Annotated in this window: 25 protein-coding genes and 2 riboswitches; of the genes, 18 read left to right on the plus strand and 7 right to left on the minus strand. The window is 41.2% G+C overall.

From position 1 onward, the window contains the following. Window positions 1–29 precede the first annotated feature (29 nt). A complete protein-coding gene (locus IOC57_RS23430; RefSeq protein ID WP_207440951.1) occupies window positions 30–203 on the minus strand; it encodes a DUF2759 domain-containing protein in 174 nt (57 codons plus the stop codon). A gap of 232 nt (window positions 204–435) precedes the next feature. Between IOC57_RS23430 and IOC57_RS23435 the strand changes: the two genes are divergently transcribed. Then, window positions 436–1,062 (plus strand): MBL fold metallo-hydrolase, encoded by a 627-nt coding sequence (locus IOC57_RS23435; RefSeq protein ID WP_207440952.1) that lies wholly within the window; start codon window positions 436–438, stop codon window positions 1,060–1,062. 343 nt (window positions 1,063–1,405) lie between these two features. Then, entirely contained in the window at window positions 1,406–2,506 is a 1,101-nt protein-coding gene (locus tag IOC57_RS23440; protein WP_207440953.1) for a class I SAM-dependent methyltransferase, read from the plus strand. 52 nt (window positions 2,507–2,558) lie between these two features. Here IOC57_RS23440 and IOC57_RS23445 read toward each other — a convergent pair whose 3' ends face one another. Then, window positions 2,559–2,801, minus strand: coding sequence for a DUF2626 domain-containing protein (locus IOC57_RS23445; protein ID WP_076365317.1), 243 nt, complete (start codon window positions 2,799–2,801; stop codon window positions 2,559–2,561). A gap of 85 nt (window positions 2,802–2,886) precedes the next feature. After that, window positions 2,887–3,588, minus strand: a complete 702-nt coding sequence (locus tag IOC57_RS23450) for a helix-turn-helix transcriptional regulator (protein ID WP_207440954.1) — start codon at window positions 3,586–3,588, stop codon at window positions 2,887–2,889. A 215-nt stretch (window positions 3,589–3,803) separates the two neighbouring features. Here IOC57_RS23450 and IOC57_RS23455 point away from each other — a divergent pair, with 215 nt between their 5' ends. From IOC57_RS23455 to IOC57_RS23495, 9 genes are all read left to right on the plus strand, one after another. Then, on the plus strand, window positions 3,804–4,184 hold the full coding sequence (locus IOC57_RS23455) for a Spx/MgsR family RNA polymerase-binding regulatory protein (protein WP_207440955.1): 381 nt from the start codon (window positions 3,804–3,806) through the stop codon (window positions 4,182–4,184). 94 nt (window positions 4,185–4,278) lie between these two features. Beyond that, window positions 4,279–5,364: a competence type IV pilus ATPase ComGA gene (gene comGA, locus IOC57_RS23460; RefSeq protein WP_396020880.1), complete on the plus strand. Its 1,086-nt coding sequence runs from the start codon at window positions 4,279–4,281 to the stop codon at window positions 5,362–5,364. Continuing rightward, complete coding sequence (gene comGB, locus IOC57_RS23465) at window positions 5,348–6,382, plus strand: competence type IV pilus assembly protein ComGB (RefSeq protein WP_207440956.1); 1,035 nt, start codon at window positions 5,348–5,350, stop codon at window positions 6,380–6,382. The genes comGA and comGB overlap by 17 nt, the downstream gene beginning before the upstream one ends. A 76-nt stretch (window positions 6,383–6,458) precedes the next feature. Next, window positions 6,459–6,770 (plus strand): competence type IV pilus major pilin ComGC, encoded by a 312-nt coding sequence (gene comGC, locus IOC57_RS23470; protein WP_286185147.1) that lies wholly within the window; start codon window positions 6,459–6,461, stop codon window positions 6,768–6,770. A gap of 7 nt (window positions 6,771–6,777) precedes the next feature. Next, entirely contained in the window at window positions 6,778–7,221 is a 444-nt protein-coding gene (comGD, locus tag IOC57_RS23475) for a competence type IV pilus minor pilin ComGD (protein ID WP_207440957.1), read from the plus strand. Continuing rightward, window positions 7,208–7,546 carry a hypothetical protein gene (locus tag IOC57_RS23480; RefSeq protein WP_207440958.1) on the plus strand — a complete coding sequence of 113 codons (339 nt, stop codon included), beginning with the start codon at window positions 7,208–7,210 and terminating at the stop codon, window positions 7,544–7,546. The genes comGD and IOC57_RS23480 overlap by 14 nt, the downstream gene beginning before the upstream one ends. Further along, the gene (gene comGF, locus IOC57_RS23485) at window positions 7,494–7,973 is read left to right on the plus strand and encodes a competence type IV pilus minor pilin ComGF (RefSeq protein ID WP_207440959.1); all 480 of its coding nucleotides are present in this window, start codon (window positions 7,494–7,496) and stop codon (window positions 7,971–7,973) included. The genes IOC57_RS23480 and comGF overlap by 53 nt, the downstream gene beginning before the upstream one ends. Beyond that, window positions 7,966–8,355, plus strand: coding sequence for a competence type IV pilus minor pilin ComGG (comGG, locus tag IOC57_RS23490; protein ID WP_207440960.1), 390 nt, complete (start codon window positions 7,966–7,968; stop codon window positions 8,353–8,355). Before comGF ends, comGG begins: the two co-directional genes overlap by 8 nt. Before the next feature lie 118 nt (window positions 8,356–8,473). Further along, complete coding sequence (locus IOC57_RS23495) at window positions 8,474–8,659, plus strand: YqzE family protein (protein ID WP_207440961.1); 186 nt, start codon at window positions 8,474–8,476, stop codon at window positions 8,657–8,659. A 47-nt stretch (window positions 8,660–8,706) separates the two neighbouring features. Here IOC57_RS23495 and IOC57_RS23500 read toward each other — a convergent pair whose 3' ends face one another. Next, window positions 8,707–9,504: a YqhG family protein gene (locus tag IOC57_RS23500; protein WP_207440962.1), complete on the minus strand. Its 798-nt coding sequence runs from the start codon at window positions 9,502–9,504 to the stop codon at window positions 8,707–8,709. Then, a complete protein-coding gene (locus IOC57_RS23505; RefSeq protein WP_207440963.1) occupies window positions 9,482–11,170 on the minus strand; it encodes a DEAD/DEAH box helicase in 1,689 nt (562 codons plus the stop codon). The genes IOC57_RS23500 and IOC57_RS23505 overlap by 23 nt, the downstream gene beginning before the upstream one ends. Before the next feature lie 375 nt (window positions 11,171–11,545). Beyond that, window positions 11,546–11,633: riboswitch (glycine riboswitch) on the plus strand. Window positions 11,634–11,636: 3 nt separating this feature from the next. Next, a riboswitch (glycine riboswitch) is annotated at window positions 11,637–11,720 on the plus strand. 138 nt (window positions 11,721–11,858) lie between these two features. Between IOC57_RS23505 and gcvT the strand changes: the two genes are divergently transcribed. The 3 genes from gcvT to gcvPB are packed head-to-tail and all read left to right on the plus strand — an operon-like array spanning window position 11,859 to window position 15,779. Further along, window positions 11,859–12,965 (plus strand): glycine cleavage system aminomethyltransferase GcvT, encoded by a 1,107-nt coding sequence (gcvT, locus tag IOC57_RS23510; RefSeq protein WP_207440964.1) that lies wholly within the window; start codon window positions 11,859–11,861, stop codon window positions 12,963–12,965. A 17-nt stretch (window positions 12,966–12,982) separates the two neighbouring features. Next, entirely contained in the window at window positions 12,983–14,329 is a 1,347-nt protein-coding gene (gene gcvPA / locus IOC57_RS23515) for an aminomethyl-transferring glycine dehydrogenase subunit GcvPA (protein ID WP_207440965.1), read from the plus strand. Then, a complete protein-coding gene (gcvPB, locus tag IOC57_RS23520; RefSeq protein WP_207440966.1) occupies window positions 14,322–15,779 on the plus strand; it encodes an aminomethyl-transferring glycine dehydrogenase subunit GcvPB in 1,458 nt (485 codons plus the stop codon). Before gcvPA ends, gcvPB begins: the two co-directional genes overlap by 8 nt. A 156-nt stretch (window positions 15,780–15,935) precedes the next feature. On the opposite strand, the gene IOC57_RS23525 is transcribed toward gcvPB, so the two are convergent. Beyond that, a complete protein-coding gene (locus IOC57_RS23525) occupies window positions 15,936–16,319 on the minus strand; it encodes a rhodanese-like domain-containing protein (protein ID WP_034308355.1) in 384 nt (127 codons plus the stop codon). Window positions 16,320–16,522: 203 nt separating this feature from the next. On the opposite strand from IOC57_RS23525, the gene IOC57_RS23530 reads away from it, so the two are divergent. Both IOC57_RS23530 and IOC57_RS23535 read left to right on the plus strand, forming a co-directional pair. After that, window positions 16,523–17,359 (plus strand): lipoate--protein ligase family protein, encoded by an 837-nt coding sequence (locus tag IOC57_RS23530; protein WP_207440967.1) that lies wholly within the window; start codon window positions 16,523–16,525, stop codon window positions 17,357–17,359. Window positions 17,360–17,746: 387 nt separating this feature from the next. Then, window positions 17,747–20,317, plus strand: a complete 2,571-nt coding sequence (locus IOC57_RS23535) for a vitamin B12-dependent ribonucleotide reductase (protein WP_207440968.1) — start codon at window positions 17,747–17,749, stop codon at window positions 20,315–20,317. 145 nt (window positions 20,318–20,462) lie between these two features. On the opposite strand, the gene IOC57_RS23540 is transcribed toward IOC57_RS23535, so the two are convergent. Then, on the minus strand, window positions 20,463–20,648 hold the full coding sequence (locus IOC57_RS23540; protein ID WP_207440969.1) for a hypothetical protein: 186 nt from the start codon (window positions 20,646–20,648) through the stop codon (window positions 20,463–20,465). A gap of 137 nt (window positions 20,649–20,785) precedes the next feature. Here IOC57_RS23540 and splB point away from each other — a divergent pair, with 137 nt between their 5' ends. Both splB and IOC57_RS23550 read left to right on the plus strand, forming a co-directional pair. After that, the gene (splB, locus tag IOC57_RS23545; RefSeq protein ID WP_207440970.1) at window positions 20,786–21,811 is read left to right on the plus strand and encodes a spore photoproduct lyase; all 1,026 of its coding nucleotides are present in this window, start codon (window positions 20,786–20,788) and stop codon (window positions 21,809–21,811) included. Between the two features lie 85 nt (window positions 21,812–21,896). After that, complete coding sequence (locus IOC57_RS23550) at window positions 21,897–22,778, plus strand: patatin-like phospholipase family protein (RefSeq protein WP_207440971.1); 882 nt, start codon at window positions 21,897–21,899, stop codon at window positions 22,776–22,778. The last annotated feature ends 44 nt before the right edge of the window (window positions 22,779–22,822 follow it).

Raw genomic sequence — 22,822 nt, forward strand, 5'->3', positions numbered from 1 at the left:
AAAGCTCGCCGGATGGCGAGCTTTTTTCTTCAATGGGCAACAGGAAAACCGCTGTTAATGATAGTCATGACAGCGAACCAGCCAAACACGACTGCACTGCCAGCTGCAAAAATGAATCCTAAGAAGTTTCTCTTTTTTAATGAGGTAAACACAGCTGCTACTCCTAAAATAGCCACAAGTCCGAAAACAACCATTAATATCATGTCAAAACCCCCTTTTTTCGTAATGAAACCTAATCCTTAATAATATACCCAGAGAATAAAGCAACTACCAAAAATATGTAGAAAAGATTGCATTTGTTAATATCTTAATATTTTTTCAATTATTTGTCGAGGTTTAAAAGGTGACACTTCTATGACTTGAGTAATCTGGATTAACATTAGCAGCATAATTAGTGTAAGATGAAGAAAGAAAATCATATTGGAGTTGATGGAAATGAAATGGACACAAATTCCTCTAGGCCCGCTGCAAACGAATTGTTATGTTGTTTCCGATGGACAGGATTGCATCATTTTCGATCCGGGTGAAGAGCCACAGAAAATCATACAGTACATACAAACAAAAAAGTTAAAGCCTTTGGCGATTTTATTGACACATGCACATTTTGACCATATCGGTGCTCTTGATGCTATTCGCGATCATTATGGGATACCTGCATATATTCATGAAAAAGAGGCCAAGTGGCTACTTGATCCCACATTGAATGGTTCCCAAAACTGGTTCCCCGAAAATCCAATGCGCATGAAGCCAGCCGATCACATCTTGGCAAATGAGCAAGAACTTACTATTGGAAGTTTCACTTTCGAAGTATTCGAAACCCCCGGACACTCACCAGGAAGCGTTTCGTATTATGCGAAAGAGCAACGTCTCCTCTTCTCAGGGGACGTCTTGTTCCAAGGAAGCGTTGGCAGAACCGATTTAATAGGCGGAAGCGAGGCAGTGCTGTTAAATAGTATTGAAACAAAGCTGTTGACACTTTCTGATGATGCTATCGTTTTTCCAGGTCATGGGCCTGTCACGACCATTCTAGATGAAAAGAATACTAATCCCTTTTTGAGATAATGACTTTTGCAGGTGCCATATGGCACCTGCTTCTTAATTATGTAAAATTATTGAAATGGTTCATTTCCGGAACTATACTGAATATAAAAAACGGGGGTCTTCACTAGGATGTATGACTTTTCTAAATCTTCTCTGGGGTAAGTTGTCTATATTAACATTTGTTGGAAACGTTTATTTTGTAATGATGACTCTTTTGACGTGAGCTAAAAAATGAACATTTTGTGAACTTTAAAATTGGTTTTGAGTTTGATTGTCAATAAAAAAACATATTCATGTAAGCGAACCTAGTTTTATAAAGAAAAAGGATAGTTTAATTTTCAATTGTGGAGACGGAGGCATCGTGTTGAAAAATCACTTGAAGGAATTGATTGCAAAAAGCCCGCAAAAAAGAATCTCCTATCATGACTATATGGATGCTGTTTTATATACGCCAAATATAGGCTACTATGTACGCACAAAAAAGAAGATTGGCTCAAAAGGGGATTTTTATACATCTGGCAATGTTGGGGATGCATTTGGGAGATCACTGGCCAGATGGTTCGTTTATTTGATAAAAAGATGCGGAGTTTCACCAAGAATCATCGAGATCGGCGCAGGGGAGGGGAAGCTGGCTTATGACATCCTTGTTTTCATAAAGGAAATGGAACCGCAGATATGGGACTCTCTGACTTATATCCTTGTGGATGGCAGTCCATTTCATAGAAAGATTCAGCAAGGACGCATAGGGATATTCAAACAGGCAGTTTCTGCTGCCAGTTTAGAAAAATGGACGAATGTAAATGGAATCGTCTTTTCAAATGAACTTTTCGACGCGTTGCCTGTACATGTCATTGAAAAGTATAAGGGAGCCATGGTAGAGGTATTCGTCACTGAAAAGGACGGCGGCTTGGTGGAAGAGAGGGAACCTTTGGACAACCCTGACATTCTATCTTACCTTACAGGACGAACTATCACCTTAAATGAAAAACAGCGATATGAAGTTCCATTAAAAATGGTCCGTGAATATGAGAAAATCGTTTCCTGTATCGAATCGGGTATTCTCCTTACGATTGATTATGGCTATACCGATAGGGAATGGAAGGAGCCGGCTCATCTTCAAGGGAGCTTGAGGGGCTATTATCAGCATCAAATGATTAAAGATGCACTTATGTATCCTGGTGAAATGGATTTGACGGCACATATCCATTTTGACACTTTAATCGATATTGGAAAAAGAAAGGATCTTTCCAATCAGGGACTTTTTCTTCAAAATGAATTTTTGCTTAAAGCAGGGATATTAGATGAATTGAAGGACCATCAAGGAACTGATCCATTCTCGAAAACGGCAAAGCGCAATCGTGCAATTCGGGGGCTAATCGCTCCAGGGGGATATAGTGAACATTTCAAAGTGTTGCTTCAATCGAAGGGTTTAGCAGAAGATGTAAGAATATTTCCTGAATGGTGACAAGTAAAAACCCATGAATCAAAATTCATGGGTTATGTAATATTGCTAGTTCTTAATGCGCAGTACCCGGAGTCATCATAAATACGCTCCAGTAGGAAAATCCTGCAAAGAAAACGGTAAGATAGGCGCCGAAAACATAAATATACATGCGCTCAGATAATTTCAAATAACTTAAAAGTACAAAAAAGATCGTTTGTGCAAAGAAAAGCAAAGACGTTTGATGCATATGGCCAAGATAAAAGAAAATTGCCATAATTCCTGTCCAAAATCCACATACTCTGAACATGCGTTCCACCCGAATCCCTCCTTATGTCTAGTCGTGTACATTCTAAATAATTATAAATGAAATTGTAAGGTAATGTAAAGGATGCCTTTTGTTTCTATGTGAGAACCGAAGCCTGGTAAGAGCATGTTGCACAATTGGACATCATATTTTCTAATTCCACAATATTGGCATTCTCAAACAAGGCTTCGAACATACCTTTTAAAAACGAATTATGCATGGAGCAGATTGTTCCTGGCTCCACTTCAGTAACTTCCTTAAACGGGCAATTGAAGATACGGAAGTATATTTTATCTTCTTCTTCGCTTGCTTGTATTTCAGGAGATAACCCTGCGATGGTAGCCGCATTTTTAAGCATGTTGACTTTTTCCGCAAAAGTAAGCCGATCGATCGTCGTCGAGTTCAGGGCTAGTTGCTGATTGATCAATTCCTCCCCGAATACTTTTCCCGTTTCATAAAGAGCCAGTTTTCCTTGTTCCCCTAATGTCATCATCGTCTGGATGGCAATCCTTGAAAGCAGCTGATAGTCCCTATATGGAAAATGAAGCTGAATGACTTTATCGGATAATCGATAAAGTCTGCTGGGGCGGCCGCCTTTCCCTGTTTTCTGGGCATCCGAGGTCAACATATCGATATCCTCAAGTTTTGACAAATGTAGACGGGCAACATTTGGATGGATGTTAAATGAATCGGCGATTTGCCGTACCGATACATCACCATGGTTGTTCACAATATGCTGATATATATGATATCTGGTGGGATCAGCTAACACATTTGTTATTTTTAACGTTTGTTCCATTACACCCTCCTGCAATTCCGTAGTTTTCCTATGTTCATTATAATGCAGGCAGAAAAAAATGGAATAAGAGAAAGGGCAAACTCCCTTTAGTTTAAAAAATGTTCACAATTAATACCGTTTTATAAAACAAGTAAATATATAATTATTGTACAAATATTATACAATTATTATATGTATTATTAATGTATACAAAATGTGAACGGGGAGTGATTAATATGTCACAGTTAACTTTCTTTTCGTATCCAAGTTGTACATCTTGCCGTAAAACAAAAAAATGGTTAAGGGCCAATCAAGTTCCCTTCGATGAGCGGCATTTATTCAGAGAGACTCCAACTGTAAAGGAGTTAAAAAGGATTCTTGAATTGACATCGGAAGGACTTGATGAAATCTTAGCAACAAGAAGTGAAGCATATAAAGACTTACAAGTTAATATTGACGAAATGATGCTTTTTGATGTCATCCAATTATTAACAAAAGAACCGAAGTTATTAAGAAGGCCCATCCTGATAGAAGGGGAAAAACTGGTGATTGGTCATAATGTTGACGCATTAAGGAATTTGGTTTCCAAAAGGATTGATTTGAAAATAGGCATGTGAGAAGATTCTCGAAGTTTTTTCGGGAATTTTTTTATTCTAATGCAGGAATTTGTCGTGGATTGTCGAATTCATACAACAAGAAACATAGGAGGTGATGAATGGATTGATATCGATAGAAAAGACCGCAGAAAAAATACTAACCCGTGCAATACAGGAATCGGCATCGGATATCCACATTTTTTTTCGCAGGGAGGGACCTCTCATCCAATTTAGAATAGACAATAAGCTTGTACCCCAGGAAACATTATCATTCTTTGAAGCTGAAAGGCTGATCGCCCATTTGAAGTTCCTTGCCTCGATGGATATTGGGGAGAAAAGGAGGCCCCAGAGTGGTGCCATCACCATCAATTTGGCTAACCAGGTAGTCGGACTCCGCCTTTCCACTTTACCGACTGCCCATCTCGAAAGTTTGGTCATCCGCTTAATACCCCAACAGAATATCCTTCCTCTCGAACAGCTATCCTTATTTCCAAACACCGTTCAAAAATTGATTGCACTCCTGAAGCATTCCCATGGCATGCTCATATTTACCGGTCCGACCGGCAGTGGTAAAACCACGACACTATATTCCCTGCTTCACCATGCCCATGAGATGATCAATCGAAATATTATTACACTTGAAGATCCCATTGAAAATGTATCCCAAAAGGTATTGCAAGTCCAAATCAATGAAAAGGCGGGCATTACGTATTCTGTCGGTCTAAAAGCTGTCCTGAGACATGACCCCGATGTGATCATGGTTGGGGAAGTCAGGGATGCGGAAACTGCCAAAATCGCAGTGCGTGCCGCATTAACCGGTCATTTGATACTTACAACCATGCATACAAGGGACGCCCAAGGCGCCATTTCCAGGTTATTGGAGTTTGGTGTCAGCTTGCTTGAGGTTGAACAGAGTTTGATTGGCGTGACAGCACAGCGGCTGGTGGAGTTGCGATGTCTTCCATGTAAAGGGGACTGTGCCTCAGATCGCAAATTCACTGCCAGGAATAAAAGGGCAAGTGTATATGAATTGCTATCTGGAAAAAACCTGGCTGAGGTTCTCCGGGTAATGGGAGATGAAAAAGGAGTGGGAGCGGCCAGCTACCGCCAATTGAAGGATGAAATCGGAAAAGCGGTTGCGATGGGCTATGTGGATTCACAGGAATATGAACGGCTGGTATACCATGACACCAAAGAGTAAATGGAAGGTGACAGAGCAGGCGTTCTTTATTTCGAAGCTAGGTGAATTATTGAATCATGGTTATCCTTTGGCGGAAGCTTTACATTTCCTTGAGTTTCAGGAATCAAGGAAGAAAGCGGAAGACTTCACTCAGGCTAAAGCAGATTTAAGGAACGGTTACCCGTTGCATATGGTGCTGGCCCATCTTAATTTTCATCCGCAGCTTGTAAGTTATATATTTTATGGTGAACAATATGGCGACCTGGAACGGGCGTTGATAGGAGGGGGGCGATATTGGAAGAAAAGAACCGAGGATATGGATAAAGTAAAAAAGTTAATGGTTTATCCCATATTCTTAGTCTTTTTTGTAAGCATCGTTTTTTATATTCTTCAGAGTGTTCTCCTTCCCAAGTTCCAGACAATCTATTTCACGATGGATGTCGATCAGCATACACTTTTGAGATTAATGTCAGCCTTCACATTCATTCTTCCAGTACTCCCCTTTCTTTTACTCGGATTGCTCCTATTCTTCTATGTACTCAAACGATTTTGGTTTAACGGATTGTGCCCATTAAGGCAGCGGAGGATTTTGATGGGAATTCCGATATTCGGGACTTTCCTTAAATTATACGAAACATATTTTTTTACTAGCCAATTTAGCGGCTTACTTTCCGGAGGGCTATCGATTAACGATAGCATCAAATTATTCTCGATAAATCAACAGCAGCCTTTTTACCAAAAACTATGCGCGATCATTAAGGATGATCTGATCGAGGGTAGATCACTTGAAATGATTTTTCGGGAGCTCCCATATTTTGATGGGAATTTACCGATGGTCGCTGCAAATGGTCAAAAATACGGCAGACTTGATGCGGAGCTACTTCATTACAGTCGTTTTATACTGGAGAAAATTGAAGAGAGAATGAATACAATCTTGAAAATCATTCAGCCGCTTATGTTTTCACTTATAGGTCTTTTGATCATGTTCATTTATTTGGCGGTTTTATTGCCGATGTTCTCATTGCTCGAAGGCATATAGGTTTTTATTTTTGATTCCGGAGGTGAAAATGCCCGAAGGCCATCTGGTATTCAGGTGGTTTCAGGAGCATGATGATATGTTGAAGAAAATGATGAATGAACGTGGTTTCACACTAATTGAAATGCTTATTGTTTTACTGGTGATATCCATCCTTTTGATCATAACAATCCCCAATATCACGAAGAACCAATCCACGATCCAGTCTAAGGGATGTGAAGCATTCGTGAAGATGGCCCAGGCACAGGTACAGGCTTATGAGATCGACAATGCTAAACTGCCCGGAAGTATCGATGAATTGGAAAGTCAAGGCTATCTCAAACAGACATCCTGTCCCAATGGGAATGATATAAGTTTGGATAGTAATGGAAAGGTAACGGTCGTTGAGTAGGAGAAATGTGAACATACGGCATTCCAATGGGGGGTATACACTATCTGAAACCCTTATTGTCCTCGTTATTTTTGTACTCTTGATTTCCATCGGTCCTAATCTATATCCTAGCTTCACTAAAGGAATGGAAAATAAGCTATTTCTTTCTCAATTCCATGAAGATCTTTTCTATGCACAACAGTATGCCATCAGTCATGAGAGTTTGATTTACCTCCATATTGATAATACCAAAAAGGTTTATACCGTTTCGTCTTATAAGGAGGGGGTCGTTCTAGAGAGAAGCATCCCAAAGGATATCCAGTTTTTAAGTGGCACTTTGGGGTTCAGTTTTCATTTTAATCAGTATGGAAATACGTCAAAATCAGGAACGATTATGATTGACACCCCAAAGGGAAAGTACAAGTTGGTCCTCAATATCGGTAAAGGGAGGTTCAGGATTGAGAAATTGTAAAGGCTACGTTTACCTTGAGCTGATCGCCGCATTTTCCGTTTGTATATTCCTGGTCCTTGCGATTTTACCAATTCTTGAAGAGTTATTGACGAATCGGAAAGAGATTGCCGTAAGGACAGAAGCCCATCATTTATTATATGAAAGATTGACGGCGTTCATGGAAGGGGAGATACAAGCAGTTGGTCAAGAAATCATTTACAAAAAAAGAACCTATGAATTGGTTTGGAAGGACCATGGGGGTTTTCCGGGAATGATTGAAGGGTGTGTACGTTATGAAGACGAATCGGGTAATCAGGAATCCATTTGTGATGCTGCGAAAAAATGATGGCTTTACGATGATCGAAATGCTTTTTTCTTTAATGATTTTAATGACGACGTCCCTTTTTGTTTTGCAACTTTTTTCAATCATTCACACCCAGATGGGGCCCGTTGATAAATTGCATCCTAAAGAGTGGGAGGTCTTTACCATGCAGATGAAGCAGGAGGTCCGGAGTTCAAAAGTTCAGGATGTAATGGGAAATAAATTATATTTGCTTTCAGGTGAACAATTATCATCGTTTGAACAATATGAAGATAAGGTCCGAAGACGAGTGAATGGTATGGGGCATGAGGTCATCTTGCAGAACATTTCGGAATTCCGGGTTGAGAAGGATGGCAGTGTCATTGTTATAAATATTACGGATAAAGCAGGGACTACTTTCAGTCGAAGATTTCATCCTTTCTTTAGAAATGTTACGAAAGTCGATGAATAATCAAAAAGGGGTCGTTTTCCCGATGGTCATGATTGTTGCGAGTGTTTTCATCATGTTCACGATACTAATGATCGATCAGTTTATCATTGATAAAAAGTTTTATAAAGAAGTGGAAGAATCGCTTGTGGCCGACCATCTTGTCCATCTAGCCATCAAGGATGTGACGGCGGAGTGGGGCGAAGAGACCCCAAAAATCATCAAGGGGGAAATTTCATATCCCAATGGTGTGGTGCGGTATTCCTTAATGAAGCAAGAAGGTCCATTTGTTTATATCGAGTTTTCTTCCACGACTAAAAATGATCGTGAGGGAAGGGTCATCATTCAATACGATAAAGAAGCGGGGGAAGTGAAAGAATGGTTGGAAAAGCAGCAGGCTCTGTAATACGCAAAATCAACACTCTTTTAAAATGGAAAGCGACAGTTTCACGTGTTTAGTGAAAAAGCGAGGGAATAAAAGAAGCGTAAACCGGGCATACTTTGCATTAGGGTGATGATTTTATATGTCTACAAACGCTTATATTAAATATCTGACGCAGCAGGTTGTCGAGTATTTTAATCTGACGAAAAAAGAACGAAAAGAAAAGCGCCGTCATAGAAAAGAGGATAAAAATCATGGAATGTCCCATTGGTTTGGTATTGTCCCTTTTGCTTTATCGATGTTCGTAAGGAAAAATATCAAAAAATAAAACAGATGTCCTGAACTTAGGACATCTGTTTTTTAATCGTTCTTTACTTACCCCAATGCCTTATCTGAAAGGTAAAATAATCCTCCGTTGATGATGGATATTCGGATATTGGGTTCATATTGAGCTTTTAAGGCTTCTTTTTCGGTAAAATAGCTCTCACTTTTTTCGTCCATATCCTTGTAAAAATGTTCCAATAAATTTAAGTCATTCTGCCAGCGCAGCATTGCTTCCTCCGCCCAGGTATGGTCATCATCCTCGAAACTGGTTCTTATGTATGTATCCAGTCTTGCCAATCCACTCTTGGGCATGATGAGCGGTGAAAGCGTAAAGGAGTAATCCGGTATTTTTGGGGTGACCTTAATCGGTAAAACCCGACGGTGGAACCCTTCCATGATTTCACCCGAGATTAAATTCAATCCGATCGACATGAAGGTATCTTTTTTACGGTCGCATTGATAGGATATTTTCACATTCAGGGTAAGCCAAGGAAGCAAAGGGTTATTTCCGCCTTTTGATGGAGGGGTATCCTCAAAAAGTCTAGTATACCCTGCAAGCTTTTTGGTTGATTGAACAATCTGATGAAGGCGGGGGGAACCAAAATGAATCATTTCTCCCTTTAATTCGGATGGAGCCTGTTCGGGATCCGTAATGAACGTCATCTGGGCCGGGTTCGGAACGCCACCTGTTTTTTCGAGATAGTGCCAATAAAAGGGTCTGTTCATTAATTCTTTATCCATTTCGATCGTCAATTGGACTGTAAGGTGCGTTGGTGTATGATTCAGTATTTCACAATCATTGGCTTTAAAGTAAGTTAATAAAAAATCATGAATTTCCCGTTGCTGCATGTACCTCACCTTCCTTCATTGATTGGGCGAATTGAATTAACGATGAAAAATTATCCATCTTGATTTTCATTTCGCCCTCTGTTTTGGACTCGCCGACCACATCAATTAAATATTCTTCAATGTTGTTAATATCCAGTTTGGTTAGAATATCATCCAATTCACCAATTACTTTTTCAAATAAATTAATTTTTTCGTATAGCAACTTCAGAATATGTTCTTCTACTGTATTTTTCGTGGCAAAGTTATAAATCATCACATCTTCTTCCTGGCCAAGGCGGTGAATCCGTCCAATTCTCTGTTCGAGCCTCATGGGGTTCCATGGCAGGTCGAAATTTATCAAGTGATGGCAAAACTGAAGGTTTATTCCTTCCCCGCCAGCTTCGGTTGCAATTAAAACCTGGATATTCTTTTGGAATAATTCTCGCATCCAGTCCTTCTTTCCACGTTTAAAACCGCCTCGGAAAGGAACTGAAGAAATCCCATTCTGCTGTAGATACCATTGAAGATATAGCTGAGTCGCCCGGTATTCGGTAAAGATAATTACTTTATCATCAATCTTCTTGATCAATTCCAAAGCTTTTTCAGCCTTGGAGTTCTGTACCGTTTCATTCACTTTAGAAAATAAACCATCAAGCTTTGCCAAAAAGTCAGGGGAAGGCTGCTCATATTTATCTCTCATATTCTTTAATGTATAAAAGACCGCCTCTCTGCTGCTGCATGCTTCCCTTTGGAGAGTGAGAGCCGAAAAGGCGTTTCCTTTTGATCCGTCCGAAATGGGCTTGAATTTTGAAACAGCGTCGTACAATGCTTGTTCCGTTGGAGAAAATTCAATGGTGATGGTTTCCACATGCCGTTTTGTCCATTCAATACCAGTATCGGCCCGCCGGTTTCGAATCATGACAGTGTTGACCAATTCCTTTAGGTGTTCATCTTCAATTATGTTCCGGCCTTTCCCTTTATACTTTTCCGAAAAGAGTGAGGCATTTCCCAAGTGGCCTGGTTTCAATAATGAAACGAGGTGAAAAATTTCCTCGACTTTATTCTGAATCGGAGTCGCTGTCAGGAGTAAACAAAATTTCTTTTTCAGATTTTGGACGAATTCATAGTTTTTCGTCTTATTATTTTTTAGTTTATGAGCTTCATCAATAATGATGAAATCATATTCCTGATTAAAAATGATATCTCGATGTGGAGCGCGTTTCGCTGTATCAATGGATGAAATGACCACATCACAGGATTCCCAAACATAACTTTTTCTCTGAACGACTGCCGGAATATGAAACTTGGTATTCAATTCAAAAGCCCATTGTGTGACAAGGGAAGCCGGAACAAGGATCAATACTTTTTTTACAAGACCTCTAATCATATACTCTTTTAGGATCAAACCTGCTTCAATTGTTTTTCCGAGTCCTACCTCATCAGCTAAAATGGCCTTTCCATTCATTTTTTCCACCACTTGCTTGGCTGCTTCCAATTGATGGGGAAGTGGGGTTAACTGCGGAAGGTGCTTTGGTGCCTGTAAACCTTCGAAATCAGGGATGATAAGATTTTCCTCCATTTGAACCGCTAATTTATAAAGCTCCCAATTTCCCCATGGTCCGTCATTTTCCATCTTTTGCAGAAACTCGTCATTCCATTCAGAATTGAAGGATATATTGATTTTCATAGAAATAACTCCCTCTTAAATCATAATTTCCTTAATAAAAGGTCAAAACCCGAACATTTCATATGTGAAGCAAGAAAAATATTTCTCTTCAAAAGATATTGCAGAGATAAGTTTCTTAGGGTAGGATATAAGTATATTTAGAAAATTCCAATTTCCAAACGCTACAAAGAATCTTTATACATCGATTTTGCAGTTCGCGTTTTCTTATTATGGGCTATAAGCTCCTAATTTATCCAAGATTACTGAAGGAGATCTCTCAATCGGTTTCTGAAGTTTTAGGAAAATTGGCAGAGAATGCATTCGATGATGCTCAAAGGCTTTACCGATGCTTGGGACTTATCCGCTTCCTTTCATTGGTAGACCATTTATATGCGGGTGAAGATAAGGGGAGAGACTACGGATGTAGCGCCGAAGGAGCAAACTTAGCAGTGAATCTCTCAGGCAAAAGAACTCTTATTGGACGCAACTCTGGAGAGCGCCGCCCGTTTTGGGATGGCCACCAAAGGGGAAAACCTATTACATAGGTAAACTTTCAGGTTTCAGGACAGAGAAAAAGCTCAAACGGGCTTTCTCTGTCCTTTTTTGTGCTTTTTTCACATCATGAATCAGGATATATCTGATGTGTAATGACAAGACGCTTTTGATAATGAAGCCAATTAATAAAAAAAAATCTGAAGGGGGTCATTTTTTGACCAATTTAAAAAGAACACCACTATTTGAGGTTTATCGTGAATACGGAGGTAAAACGATTGATTTTGGCGGCTGGGAACTCCCTGTCCAATTTTCGGGTATAAAGGACGAACATGAAGCGGTGCGTACAAAAGCGGGATTATTCGATGTTTCCCATATGGGGGAGGTCGATGTCAAGGGTCCTGGGAGCCTTTCCTTTTTACAGAAGATGCTGACTAATGATATTTCAAAGCTGCAACAGGGCGGTGCCCAATATACGGCCATGTGTTATGAAAATGGAGGCACGGTTGATGATCTTATTGTGTATAAAAGGGCAGAGGACGACTACCTGCTCGTGGTCAATGCAGCGAATACAGAAAAAGATTTCAATTGGCTGCAAGCTAATTTAACGGAAGATGTCCAAATTACGAATGTATCGAGTGACTATACACAGCTGGCGCTACAAGGACCATCTGCAGAGAAGATATTACAAAAACTATCGGAAAATACTTCCCTAAGTGAAATTGGATTTTTCAAGTTCAAGGAAAATGTCATGATAAACGGTATCCCCACGATGGTATCCCGTACTGGATACACTGGTGAAGATGGTTTTGAGATATATAGCGACAGTAAAAATGGTCCTGCCCTTTGGAAGGCGATTATGGATGCCGGAAAGGAAGAGGGAGTTCAGCCGATTGGTTTAGGTGCTCGGGATACCCTGCGTTTTGAAGCGAAACTGCCGCTGTATGGGCAGGAGCTTTCAGCGGACATCACCCCGATAGAAGCCGGGATTGGTTTTGCGGTAAAAGTGGATAAGGAAGTTGATTTTTTCGGGAAAGCCGTTCTTGCTGAGCAAAAAGAGAAAGGAGCTCCTCGCAAGCTTGTGGGAGTTGAAATGATTGACCGTGGCATTCCACGTCATGGGTATAAGGTCTACAGCGATGACAAAGTCATTGGCGAGGTCACGACAGGTACCCAATCACCAACATTGAAGAAAAACGTGGGACTGGTACTTATCGATAAGGAATTTTCGGTGTTGGATGCGGAAGTCGAAGTGGAAATCCGTTCCAAACGTTTGAAAGCCGTGATAATACAAACACCTTTTTATAAAAAACCACGTAAATAGAAGGGAATGGTCATTAGATGAAACATCGTTATTTACCCATGACAGAGCAAGATAAACAAGAAATGCTGAAAGTGATAGGGGTATCCACTGCTGAAGAACTTTTCAACGATATCCCTGCAAGCGTTCGTTTTCAAGGAGAATACGATATCAAGCCTGCTAAATCAGAACCTGCATTAATGAAAGAATTATCAAGGCTTGCTGCCAAGAATGCGGATCTTAAAAATTATGCTTCCTTTCTTGGTGCGGGTGTCTATGACCATTATGCACCGGTCATCGTCGATCATGTTCTATCCCGTTCTGAGTTTTATACGGCTTATACACCCTATCAGCCTGAAATTTCACAGGGCGAGCTTCAGGCAATTTTTGAATATCAAACGATGATTTGTGAATTGACGGGCATGGATGTGGCTAACTCCTCCATGTATGACGGCGGGACGGCGCTAGCTGAAGCAGCCATGCTAGCTTCAGGCCAGACACGACGGAAGAAGATTCTCATTTCAGCAGCCGTTCATCCTGAATCAAGAGAAGTTGTGAAGACATATGCGAAGGGGCAACGCGTGGAAGTGATCGAAATTCCTTATAAAGACGGTGTGACGGACTTAGCTGCTTTAAAGGAATTGGCGAATGATGAAATTGCAGGAGTGATCGTGCAATATCCGAACTTTTTTGGCCGCATCGAACCATTGAAGGAAATGGAAGAAATCATTCATGGCGTCAAGTCCATGTTTATCGTTTCCAGTAATCCGCTTGCATTGGGAGCTTTGACATCCCCTGGTGCACTCGGTGCAGATATCGTAACGGGGGATGCTCAGCCATTCGGCATTCCAGCGGCATTTGGAGGACCACATTGTGGATATTTTGCCGTTACTAATAAACTTGTTCGAAAAGTGCCGGGCCGACTCGTCGGCCAAACAGTGGATGAAAATGGAAAAAGGGGATTTGTGCTGACGCTTCAAGCTCGTGAACAGCACATTCGCCGTGACAAAGCCACCTCCAACATTTGTTCCAATCAAGCTTTGAATGCCTTGGCAGCTTCCGTTGCAATGACCGCGCTTGGGAAAAAGGGTGTCAAAGAAATGGCCGTGCAAAATATTCAAAAAGCGCATTATGCGAAAAAAGCAATTATGGCAAAAGGAGTGGAAGTGATATTCGCCGGTCCTTCGTTTAATGAATTTGTCATTAAACTGCCTGCTTCGTTTTCAGAAATCAATAAAAACCTTTTTGAAAAAGGGATGATCGGCGGCTTTGACTTAGGGACGGTTTATCCTGAGCTGAAAGGCCATATGCTGGTTGCGGTAACTGAACTTAGAACAAAAGAAGAAATTGATGCACTTGCGCAGGAATTGGGGGATCAACATGAATAATCAAGATCAATCACTCATTTTTGAAATCAGTACTTCCGGCCGAATCGGGTACAGTCTGCCAGAAATGGATGTGGCAACTATTCCGCTCGAAGAAATTCTTCCTGCCGACTACATCCGTGAAGAAGAGGCAGAGCTTCCTGAGGTATCCGAACTGGATATCATGCGTCACTATACAGCACTTTCCAAACGGAATCATGGGGTGGATTCGGGTTTTTATCCGTTAGGTTCATGCACGATGAAATATAATCCGAAAATGAATGAAAATGTGGCACGCTTCAATGGTTTTGCCCATATCCATCCATATCAAGATCCGGCTACTGTTCAGGGAGCATTGGGACTATTATTTGATTTGCAGGAACACTTAACGGAAATCACCGGGATGGACCAAGTGACATTACAGCCTGCAGCAGGTGCTCACGGTGAATGGACGGGATTGATGATGATTCGCGCTTTTCACGAAGCGAATGGCGATACGGAACGGACGAAAGTGATTGTACCTGATTCTGCACATGGCACGAATCCTGCCTCTGCCACTGTTGCCGGATTTGAAACGATTACAGTGAAATCCGATGAAAATGGGTTAGTGGACCTTGAAGATTTAAAGCGAGTTGTCGGACCTGATACGGCGGCCTTGATGCTGACGAACCCCAATACATTGGGATTGTTTGAAGAAAACATTTTGGAAATGGCACAACTTGTCCATGACGCAGGTGGGAAGCTTTATTATGATGGAGCCAATTTGAATGCAGTCCTGTCAAAAGCACGTCCGGGTGATATGGGCTTTGATGTGGTTCACTTAAATCTCCATAAAACATTCACAGGCCCGCATGGCGGCGGCGGTCCGGGTTCTGGTCCTGTAGGGGTGAAGTCGGACTTGATTCCTTACTTGCCTAAACCGCTTGTGGTCAAACAAGGTGAGCAAATCGTACTTGATTATGATCGTCCGCAATCCATTGGTAGGGTAAAACCTTATTTTGGTAATTTCGGGATAAACGTGAGGGCATATACGTACATTCGTTCAATGGGTCCTGATGGCCTTAAAGCCGTCACCGAGAATGCGGTCATCAATGCCAATTATATGATGCGTAGGTTGGAACCTTATTTTGACTTACCCTATAATCGTCATTGTAAGCACGAATTCGTATTAAGCGGACGCCGGCAAAAGAAATTGGGGGTAAGGACTCTCGATATCGCCAAAAGGTTGCTGGATTTCGGGTATCATCCTCCAACCATTTATTTCCCGTTGAACGTGGAAGAAGGAATGATGATAGAACCGACTGAGACCGAGTCAAAAGAAACCCTGGATGCGTTCATTGATGCGATGGTCCAGATTGCCAAGGAAGCGGAAGAAACCCCGGAAATCGTTCAGGAAGCTCCGCATACAACCGTTATAAAACGGCTTGATGAAACTCTTGCTGCAAGAAAACCTGTCCTGCGTTATCAATCCTAGATTAATAGCTTAGACGAAAAAAATCCCTGCCTGCCGGCGGGGATTTTTCATGTTTATGTAAGAAATCATTTAAGTCCAACAATTAACTTTCATTTTCCAAGAGCCAGCATGATGTACCTGAAGGCAATTAAAAAGGGCCCTTGCAAAGAGGGGGTCTTATTTCTTTGCTTTGATTTTCCCAGTCCACATTTTGAAACCGCCCTTTAGGTGAAAAAGTTCCCTGTAGCCCTTCTTGTATAGCATGGCTGCAGCTCTGCCGCTGATGATTTCGCTTTGAGCGTACAAATATACAGGCTTGTCCGGCCTAATTTCGACCAAGCGGGTTTTCATTTGAGTCATAGGGATGTTTCTTGCGCCTAAGATATGACCATTTTCGAAATCATTCGGTTCCCGCACATCGATTAGCTGCACTTTTCTGTAGTTAGCGATAAATTCGTCCTGTGTTAATGTTTTAACGATTTTACGCTGGCGGTACCAATTAAAAAGTGAATACGCAATAACCACTCCTAAGATGATGAGCAGTGTATATAATATTTCCAAACATAAAAACTCCCTTCTACCTTAACGAATACAGACAATCTTTATTATATAATTGCTTTACCCAATAATCAAAAAGAATTTTCATCAAATTCTTCATCGACTTGGTCGCACTTTCTTTTTTAGAGTGTTAAAGTCTGTTAAACTACTACATGTGAGTTTTTTGTGGGGGATTGAAAAACAGTTCATTGAAACGAGGGGTAAGGATGACTAAAGAAAAATGGGGTTTTATAGATTCGGGGTATTGTTCACCGGCTTTTAATATGGCGCTGGACGAAGCCCTGTTAAACTGGCAAAGCAAAGGTGAAATTCCACCAATCATACGCTTTTACGGCTGGGATCCAGCGACATTGTCGATTGGTTATTTTCAAAAGGCAGAAACGGAAATTGATATGGAAGAGGTCAGAAGGCAGGGCCTTGGTTTTGTTCGCAGACCAACAGGGGGACGAGCGGTTCTGCACGAGCATGAATTGACTTATAGTGTAATCGTTCCAGAATCCTATCCGGGTATGCCAACTACCGTTACTGAAGCATATCGTGTCATTTCTGAAGGGATATTAATGGGGTTCAGGAACCTTGGATTGGATGCTTATTTTGCTGTGCCTCGAACCGAGCAGGAAAAAACGGCTTTAAAAGCGCCCAAGTCTTCCGTCTGCTTTGATGCTCCAAGCTGGTATGAACTGGTCGTTGAGGGCAGGAAGGTCGCTGGCAGCGCTCAAACCAGGCAAAAAGGCGTCATCCTTCAGCACGGGGCCATTTTGCTTGAACTTGATGATGAAAAGCTCTTTAGCGTATTTAAATTCGCAAGTGACAGGGTTAAAGAGAGAATGCAAAAAAGCTTGAAAAATAAAGCTGTGGCCATAAATGACGTTGCGGGAAGAAAGGTTACCATCCCTGAAGCGAAAGAAGCTTTTGAAAAAGGTTTTGCCGAAGGACTTTCGATCGATTTAGAGCCATATGTCCTCACCGAAAAGCAGCTGCTGGAAGTGAAGGCCATTGCAGAAAGCAAATATGAAAGCGATGAATGGAATTTCATGAGATAGACGAAGCGAGATAGAGTGGATAATAAAAAAGTTTTTTCAGATTTGTTTGACCAAATAAACTATTCCTTACGGGGATAAGCCCTAAAAGGGATGGGGAAAAAGCAAGGTCCAAATTAATTGAAATCTGATGAAAAATTATTGTAAATCGACATTTTCCTCCCTTTTGCTAACTATTTTAATTGATTTATCGTTTGACAAAATTAAAAGTTATTCAAAACAAACACAATATGTAGTAGTTGAAATATTTAATGTGACACTATATATTGATTTTTGAGTTTCGCTATGATAAATTTAGGGTACTTGTTAAGCGAAACGGACATGTAAGGCTACATAAGGATTTTTGCGGCAGCAAGAACGGATCTTGAAACATATAAAGGAGAGGGAATTATGTCGGTTGTAATAAAAGAAGCTTTAAAGGTTGATCTAGAAAGGTTGAATAAGGATATTTCTTTATTTCCCCAGGTTCACCCTGTAACTGCTGATATGAAAATGGCGCATAAGGGAGTGTCCCGTCTAGTCATGCTTGACCGCTATTCTTTTAAGGATACTGAAAAAATCACACTCTCGGCAGGCGATTTCGTCGTGTTGACGATTAAGGAAGACCCGAAATTCCCGGCAAGGGGTCTCGGTTACATCGTTGAAATAGATTGGGAAACAAAGAAGGCCAAGGTATTGGTGGATGAAGAATTCCGTGGCGTATTGGATAATCCGGAAGAAGTGGAGACGGGGATTGTAAACCGTCCGTTGGATATAATCGAAAAACCGCTTGAAATATACTATGAACAAATTGCGAAACGTAATGCAACGGGCTTGGCATCAGTGGAAACCACGAAAGAAAAAAGAACGGAATGGTTCAATAAATTCTATGAAGAATTAAAGAACCTTAATTTTGTCCCGGCAGGCCGAGTATTATACGGTGCGGGTTCCAATACGGATGTCACTTATTTCAACTGCTATGTAATGCCATTCGTACCGGATTCACGTGAAGGGATTTCAGAACATAGGAAACAAGTGATGGAAATCATGAGCCGCGGCGGCGGAGTGGGTACGAACGGATCGACACTGCGTCCAAGAAATACTCTGGCAAAAGGGGTAAATGGAAAATCCTCAGGTTCAGTGTCATGGCTTGACGATATTGCGAAACTGACGCATCTTGTTGAACAGGGCGGTAGCAGACGCGGCGCGCAAATGATCATGCTTGCGGATTGGCATCCTGATATTGCAGAATTCATCATTTCTAAAATGCAAAACCCAAGGATCCTGCGTTACCTAGTGGAAAACACTAAAGATGAAGCCATCAAGAAATATGCGACGGATAAATTGAAATTCACGCCGCACACCGAACAGGAAACGGCTATGTATCAAGGGATCATCAATTATAAGGAGATTCCTGGCCAAGGTGGATTCAGCGAGAAAATCATTAGGGATGCAGAAGAAAAGATCCGTACAGGGGGAACATACAGTGTCCATAATTCGGACTTCCTGACTGGAGCCAACATTTCGATTTGCCTGACTAAGGAATTTATGGAAGCGGCGGAACAAGATGCTGAATACGAATTGCGTTTTCCTGATGTCGAAAGCTATAACTCCGAACAAATGGCCATTTACAATGAAGAATGGCATAAAGTCGGTGATGTTCGTGAATGGGAGAAAATGGGTCACAAAGTCCGTGTTTACCGTAAAATCCGAGCTAAAGAGCTTTGGAACTTAATAAACATTTGTGCAACATATTCTGCTGAACCAGGTATTTTCTTTATCGATAACGCTAATGAAATGACGAATGCCAAAGCATACGGTCAACAAGTCGTAGCCACGAACCCTTGCGGCGAACAGCCATTGGCTCCATATTCAGTATGTAACCTTGCGGCAGTCAATCTGGCTGAAATGGCTGATAAAGATAGTAAAACGGTTAATTTCGAGAAACTTAAGCAGACGGTCGAAGTCGGTGTACGTATGCAGGACAATGTCATTGACGCAACTCCTTATTTCTTGGATGAAAACAAAAAACAGGCACTGGGCGAGCGACGGGTTGGACTGGGTGTAATGGGTCTGCATGACCTGTTGATCTACTGTGAAACGGAATATGGTTCTGAAGAAGGAAATATCCTGGTTGACAAGGTGTTTGAAACGATTGCGACTACAGCTTACAGGGCTTCCGTGGAACTTGCTAAAGAAAAAGGCAGTTTCCCGTTCCTGGTCGGTTCAACGGACAAAGAAACGGATGAGCTTAGAACACGTTTCACACAAACCGGATTTATGGGAAAAATGCCGGAAGATATCAGGGAAAGCGTTGCTGCACATGGCATCCGTAACTCTCATTTATTGACAGTGGCTCCTACAGGAAGCACAGGAACGATGGTTGGGGTATCAACAGGTCTTGAACCCTATTTCTCCTTCACGTATTTCCGCAGCGGCCGTCTTGGTAAATTCATAGAAGTTAAGGCTGATATTGTACAGGAATACTTGGACCGTCATCCAGAAGCCGATACAGAAGAGCTTCCAAAATGGTTCATTTCCGCTATGGAATTAGCTCCAGAAGCACATGCTGATGTTCAATGCATCATTCAACGATGGATTGATAGTTCGATCAGTAAGACGGTCAATGCTCCAAAAGGATATACTGTCGAACAAGTTGAAAAAGTATATGAACGTCTATACAAAGGCGGAGCAAAAGGCGGTACTGTATATGTGGATGGCAGCCGTGACAGTCAGGTTCTTACGCTCAAAGCGGAAGAAAACCAAATGGACGAGCAGCTTGAAATGGATGAATTGACAGATGTTGAAGTAAAGAAAAAAGTTGTATTGGTCGATACCATAAATGAACTGCGTTCGACGAATGTTACGATTGGGTCGGAAGTGGGTAACACTTGCCCGGTCTGCCGTAAAGGTGAAGTCCAGGAAATGGGTGGATGCAATACTTGCACGAATTGCGGAGCCCAATTAAAATGCGGGCTATAAGCTGATGGAAGCGAAGTCGTTAAGTATGCTGCAAAGCTATCTTAACGGCTTTTTTAGTGTCTTGAATGTAGGGTAGTGACAAGCTGTTCAATTATATTCGAATAGAAGACCGAAACATGAAGTTCGGTCTTCTTTTTGCGTTCAATCAACCATTTTCATTTTGCTGCCTTATTTCCTTTTCGGCTAGATATTGGTTTCCATCCTTCAATACCGAAAATTCATCGATCGAGTCTCCAGGAATATTCCTGGGATTTGGATATTTATTATCTGTTTGGACGGTAATCGTTTGTTTTCCCATTCCATTTGTCAAGAAGTCTCGTTTATTAGCCATATCGCATCTCCTTCATTTTGAGTTTCCAAGTAAAAACAATCATGAGGTTAACAGAATAAAGAAAAACTATCCTTATGAATTAGATTGTGTAGTTCAATCGAAAGTATGAACAAATCGATAAAAGAATGGAGAACGAAATGAAACCATTTATGCCACAGTTAGTATATATCGAGCCTAGGGCATTGGAATACCCGCTCGGCCGTGAATTGAAGAAGAAATTCGAAGATTTGAACATTGAAATCCGTGAAACCACATCGCATAACCAAATTAGGGATCTTCCTGGAGAAAATGATCTGCAAAAATATCGTGTCGCCAAATCGACGCTTGTGGTAGGAATCAGAAAAACATTGAAATTCGATTCTTCAAAGCCATCTGCTGAATATGCCATCCCTCTTGCTACAGGGTGTATGGGGCATTGTCACTATTGTTATTTACAGACGACACTCGGATCAAAGCCATATATTAGGACATATGTGAATCTTGACGAGATTTTCGAGGCAGCCGAAAATTATATAAATGAAAGAAAGCCTGAAATTACCCGTTTTGAGGCAGCTTGTACATCGGATATCATCGGAATTGACCATTTGACACATTCATTAAAAAGGGCTATAGAATATTTTGGCAAAAGTGAATTTGGTGTTCTTAGGTTCGTTACTAAATTTCATCATGTGGACCATCTGTTGGATGCTGAACATAATGGAAAAACGAGATTTCGCTTCAGTATAAATTCACGTTATGTGATAAAGAATTTCGAGCCCGGTACATCGAGCTTTGTGGAAAGGATGGAAGCGGCGCGTAAAGTGGCAAATGCCGGATATCCCCTGGGTTTTATCGTAGCTCCTATATATCGTCATGAAGCATGGAAGGAGGGCTACCATGAATTATTCGAACGGTTGAGTGAGGCATTAAAAGGGGTGGAAATCCCTGACTTGACTTTCGAATTAATCCAGCATCGCTTTACTGGCCCAGCAAAAAAAGTGATTCAAAAAAACTACCCAAAAACAAAATTGGAGCTGGACGAAACAAATCGTAAATATAAATGGGGCCGATACGGAATTGGTAAATATGTTTATCAAAACGAAGAAGCCGCAGAACTGGAAACGACCATTCGTGGGTATATAGCGGAATTCTTCCCGAAAGCGGAAATTCAGTATTTTACCTGAATCAAGGCAACTTTCTATGTAAAACTGTCATAAATCGCTCTAATCCTGCTTAGAAATGTAAAGACCGGATTAGGGGAGGGCAGCTATGATTATTGACGGCGTTTTTTCCGGAGGCGGGATTAAAGGCTATGGTTTAGTGGGAGCCCTGCAGGAATTAGAAGAACGGGGATTTGTATTCCATCGGACAGCTGGTACAAGTGCAGGCTCCATAATTGCAGCTTTTGTAGCAGCTGGGTACACAGGAAAAGAAATGGAAAAGCTTTTTCTTGATATAGATTTAAGCGGCCTGCTGGATAAAAGGCGTGGTCTTTTGCCTATCCCGCTTGCCAAATGGCTCCTTGTATACTGGAAACTTGGCCTTTATAAAGGCGACGCTTTGGAAGCCTGGGTCGCCAGTAAACTTGCCGTAAGGAATGTAGTCACCTTTAAGGATATTCGACCGAAATCCCTCCGTATCATAACCTCTGACATTACAAATGGGAAATTGGTGGTACTGCCTGATGATTTACCGAACTATGGAATTGATCCGAGCACTTTTCCAGTGGCAAAGGCAGTGAGAATGAGCTGTAGCATTCCTTATTTCTTTGAGCCAGTCAAGCTTGATGTCGGAAAAAGCAAGTTCCTTTTTGTTGATGGCGGTGTGTTAAGCAATTTTCCAATGTGGTTATTCAATTCAGATCATGTAAGAAAGGAAAGGCCGGTTATAGGCTTGCGGTTAAGTGTCGATGAGATATGGAAACCGCATGAGGTGGATAATGCGGTTGAATTGTTCTCCGCACTATTCAAAACGATGAAGGATGCCCATGATGCACGGTATATTTCCAAGAAACATGTCCATAATATTGTATTTATCCCGATGAAGGGAATTTCTGCAATGGATTTCAATCTGAATGATGAAAAAAAGGGTGAATTGATGAATAGGGGCAGGCAGTGCACTAAAGAATTCCTAAAAAAATGGACTTATTAATGCATAAAAAGAAAAATCGGGCTCTTAAAAAGAAGCCCGATTTC

The sequence above is a fragment of the Bacillus sp. SD075 genome, from assembly GCF_017355165.1.
Classification (GTDB): domain Bacteria; phylum Bacillota; class Bacilli; order Bacillales; family DSM-1321; genus Peribacillus.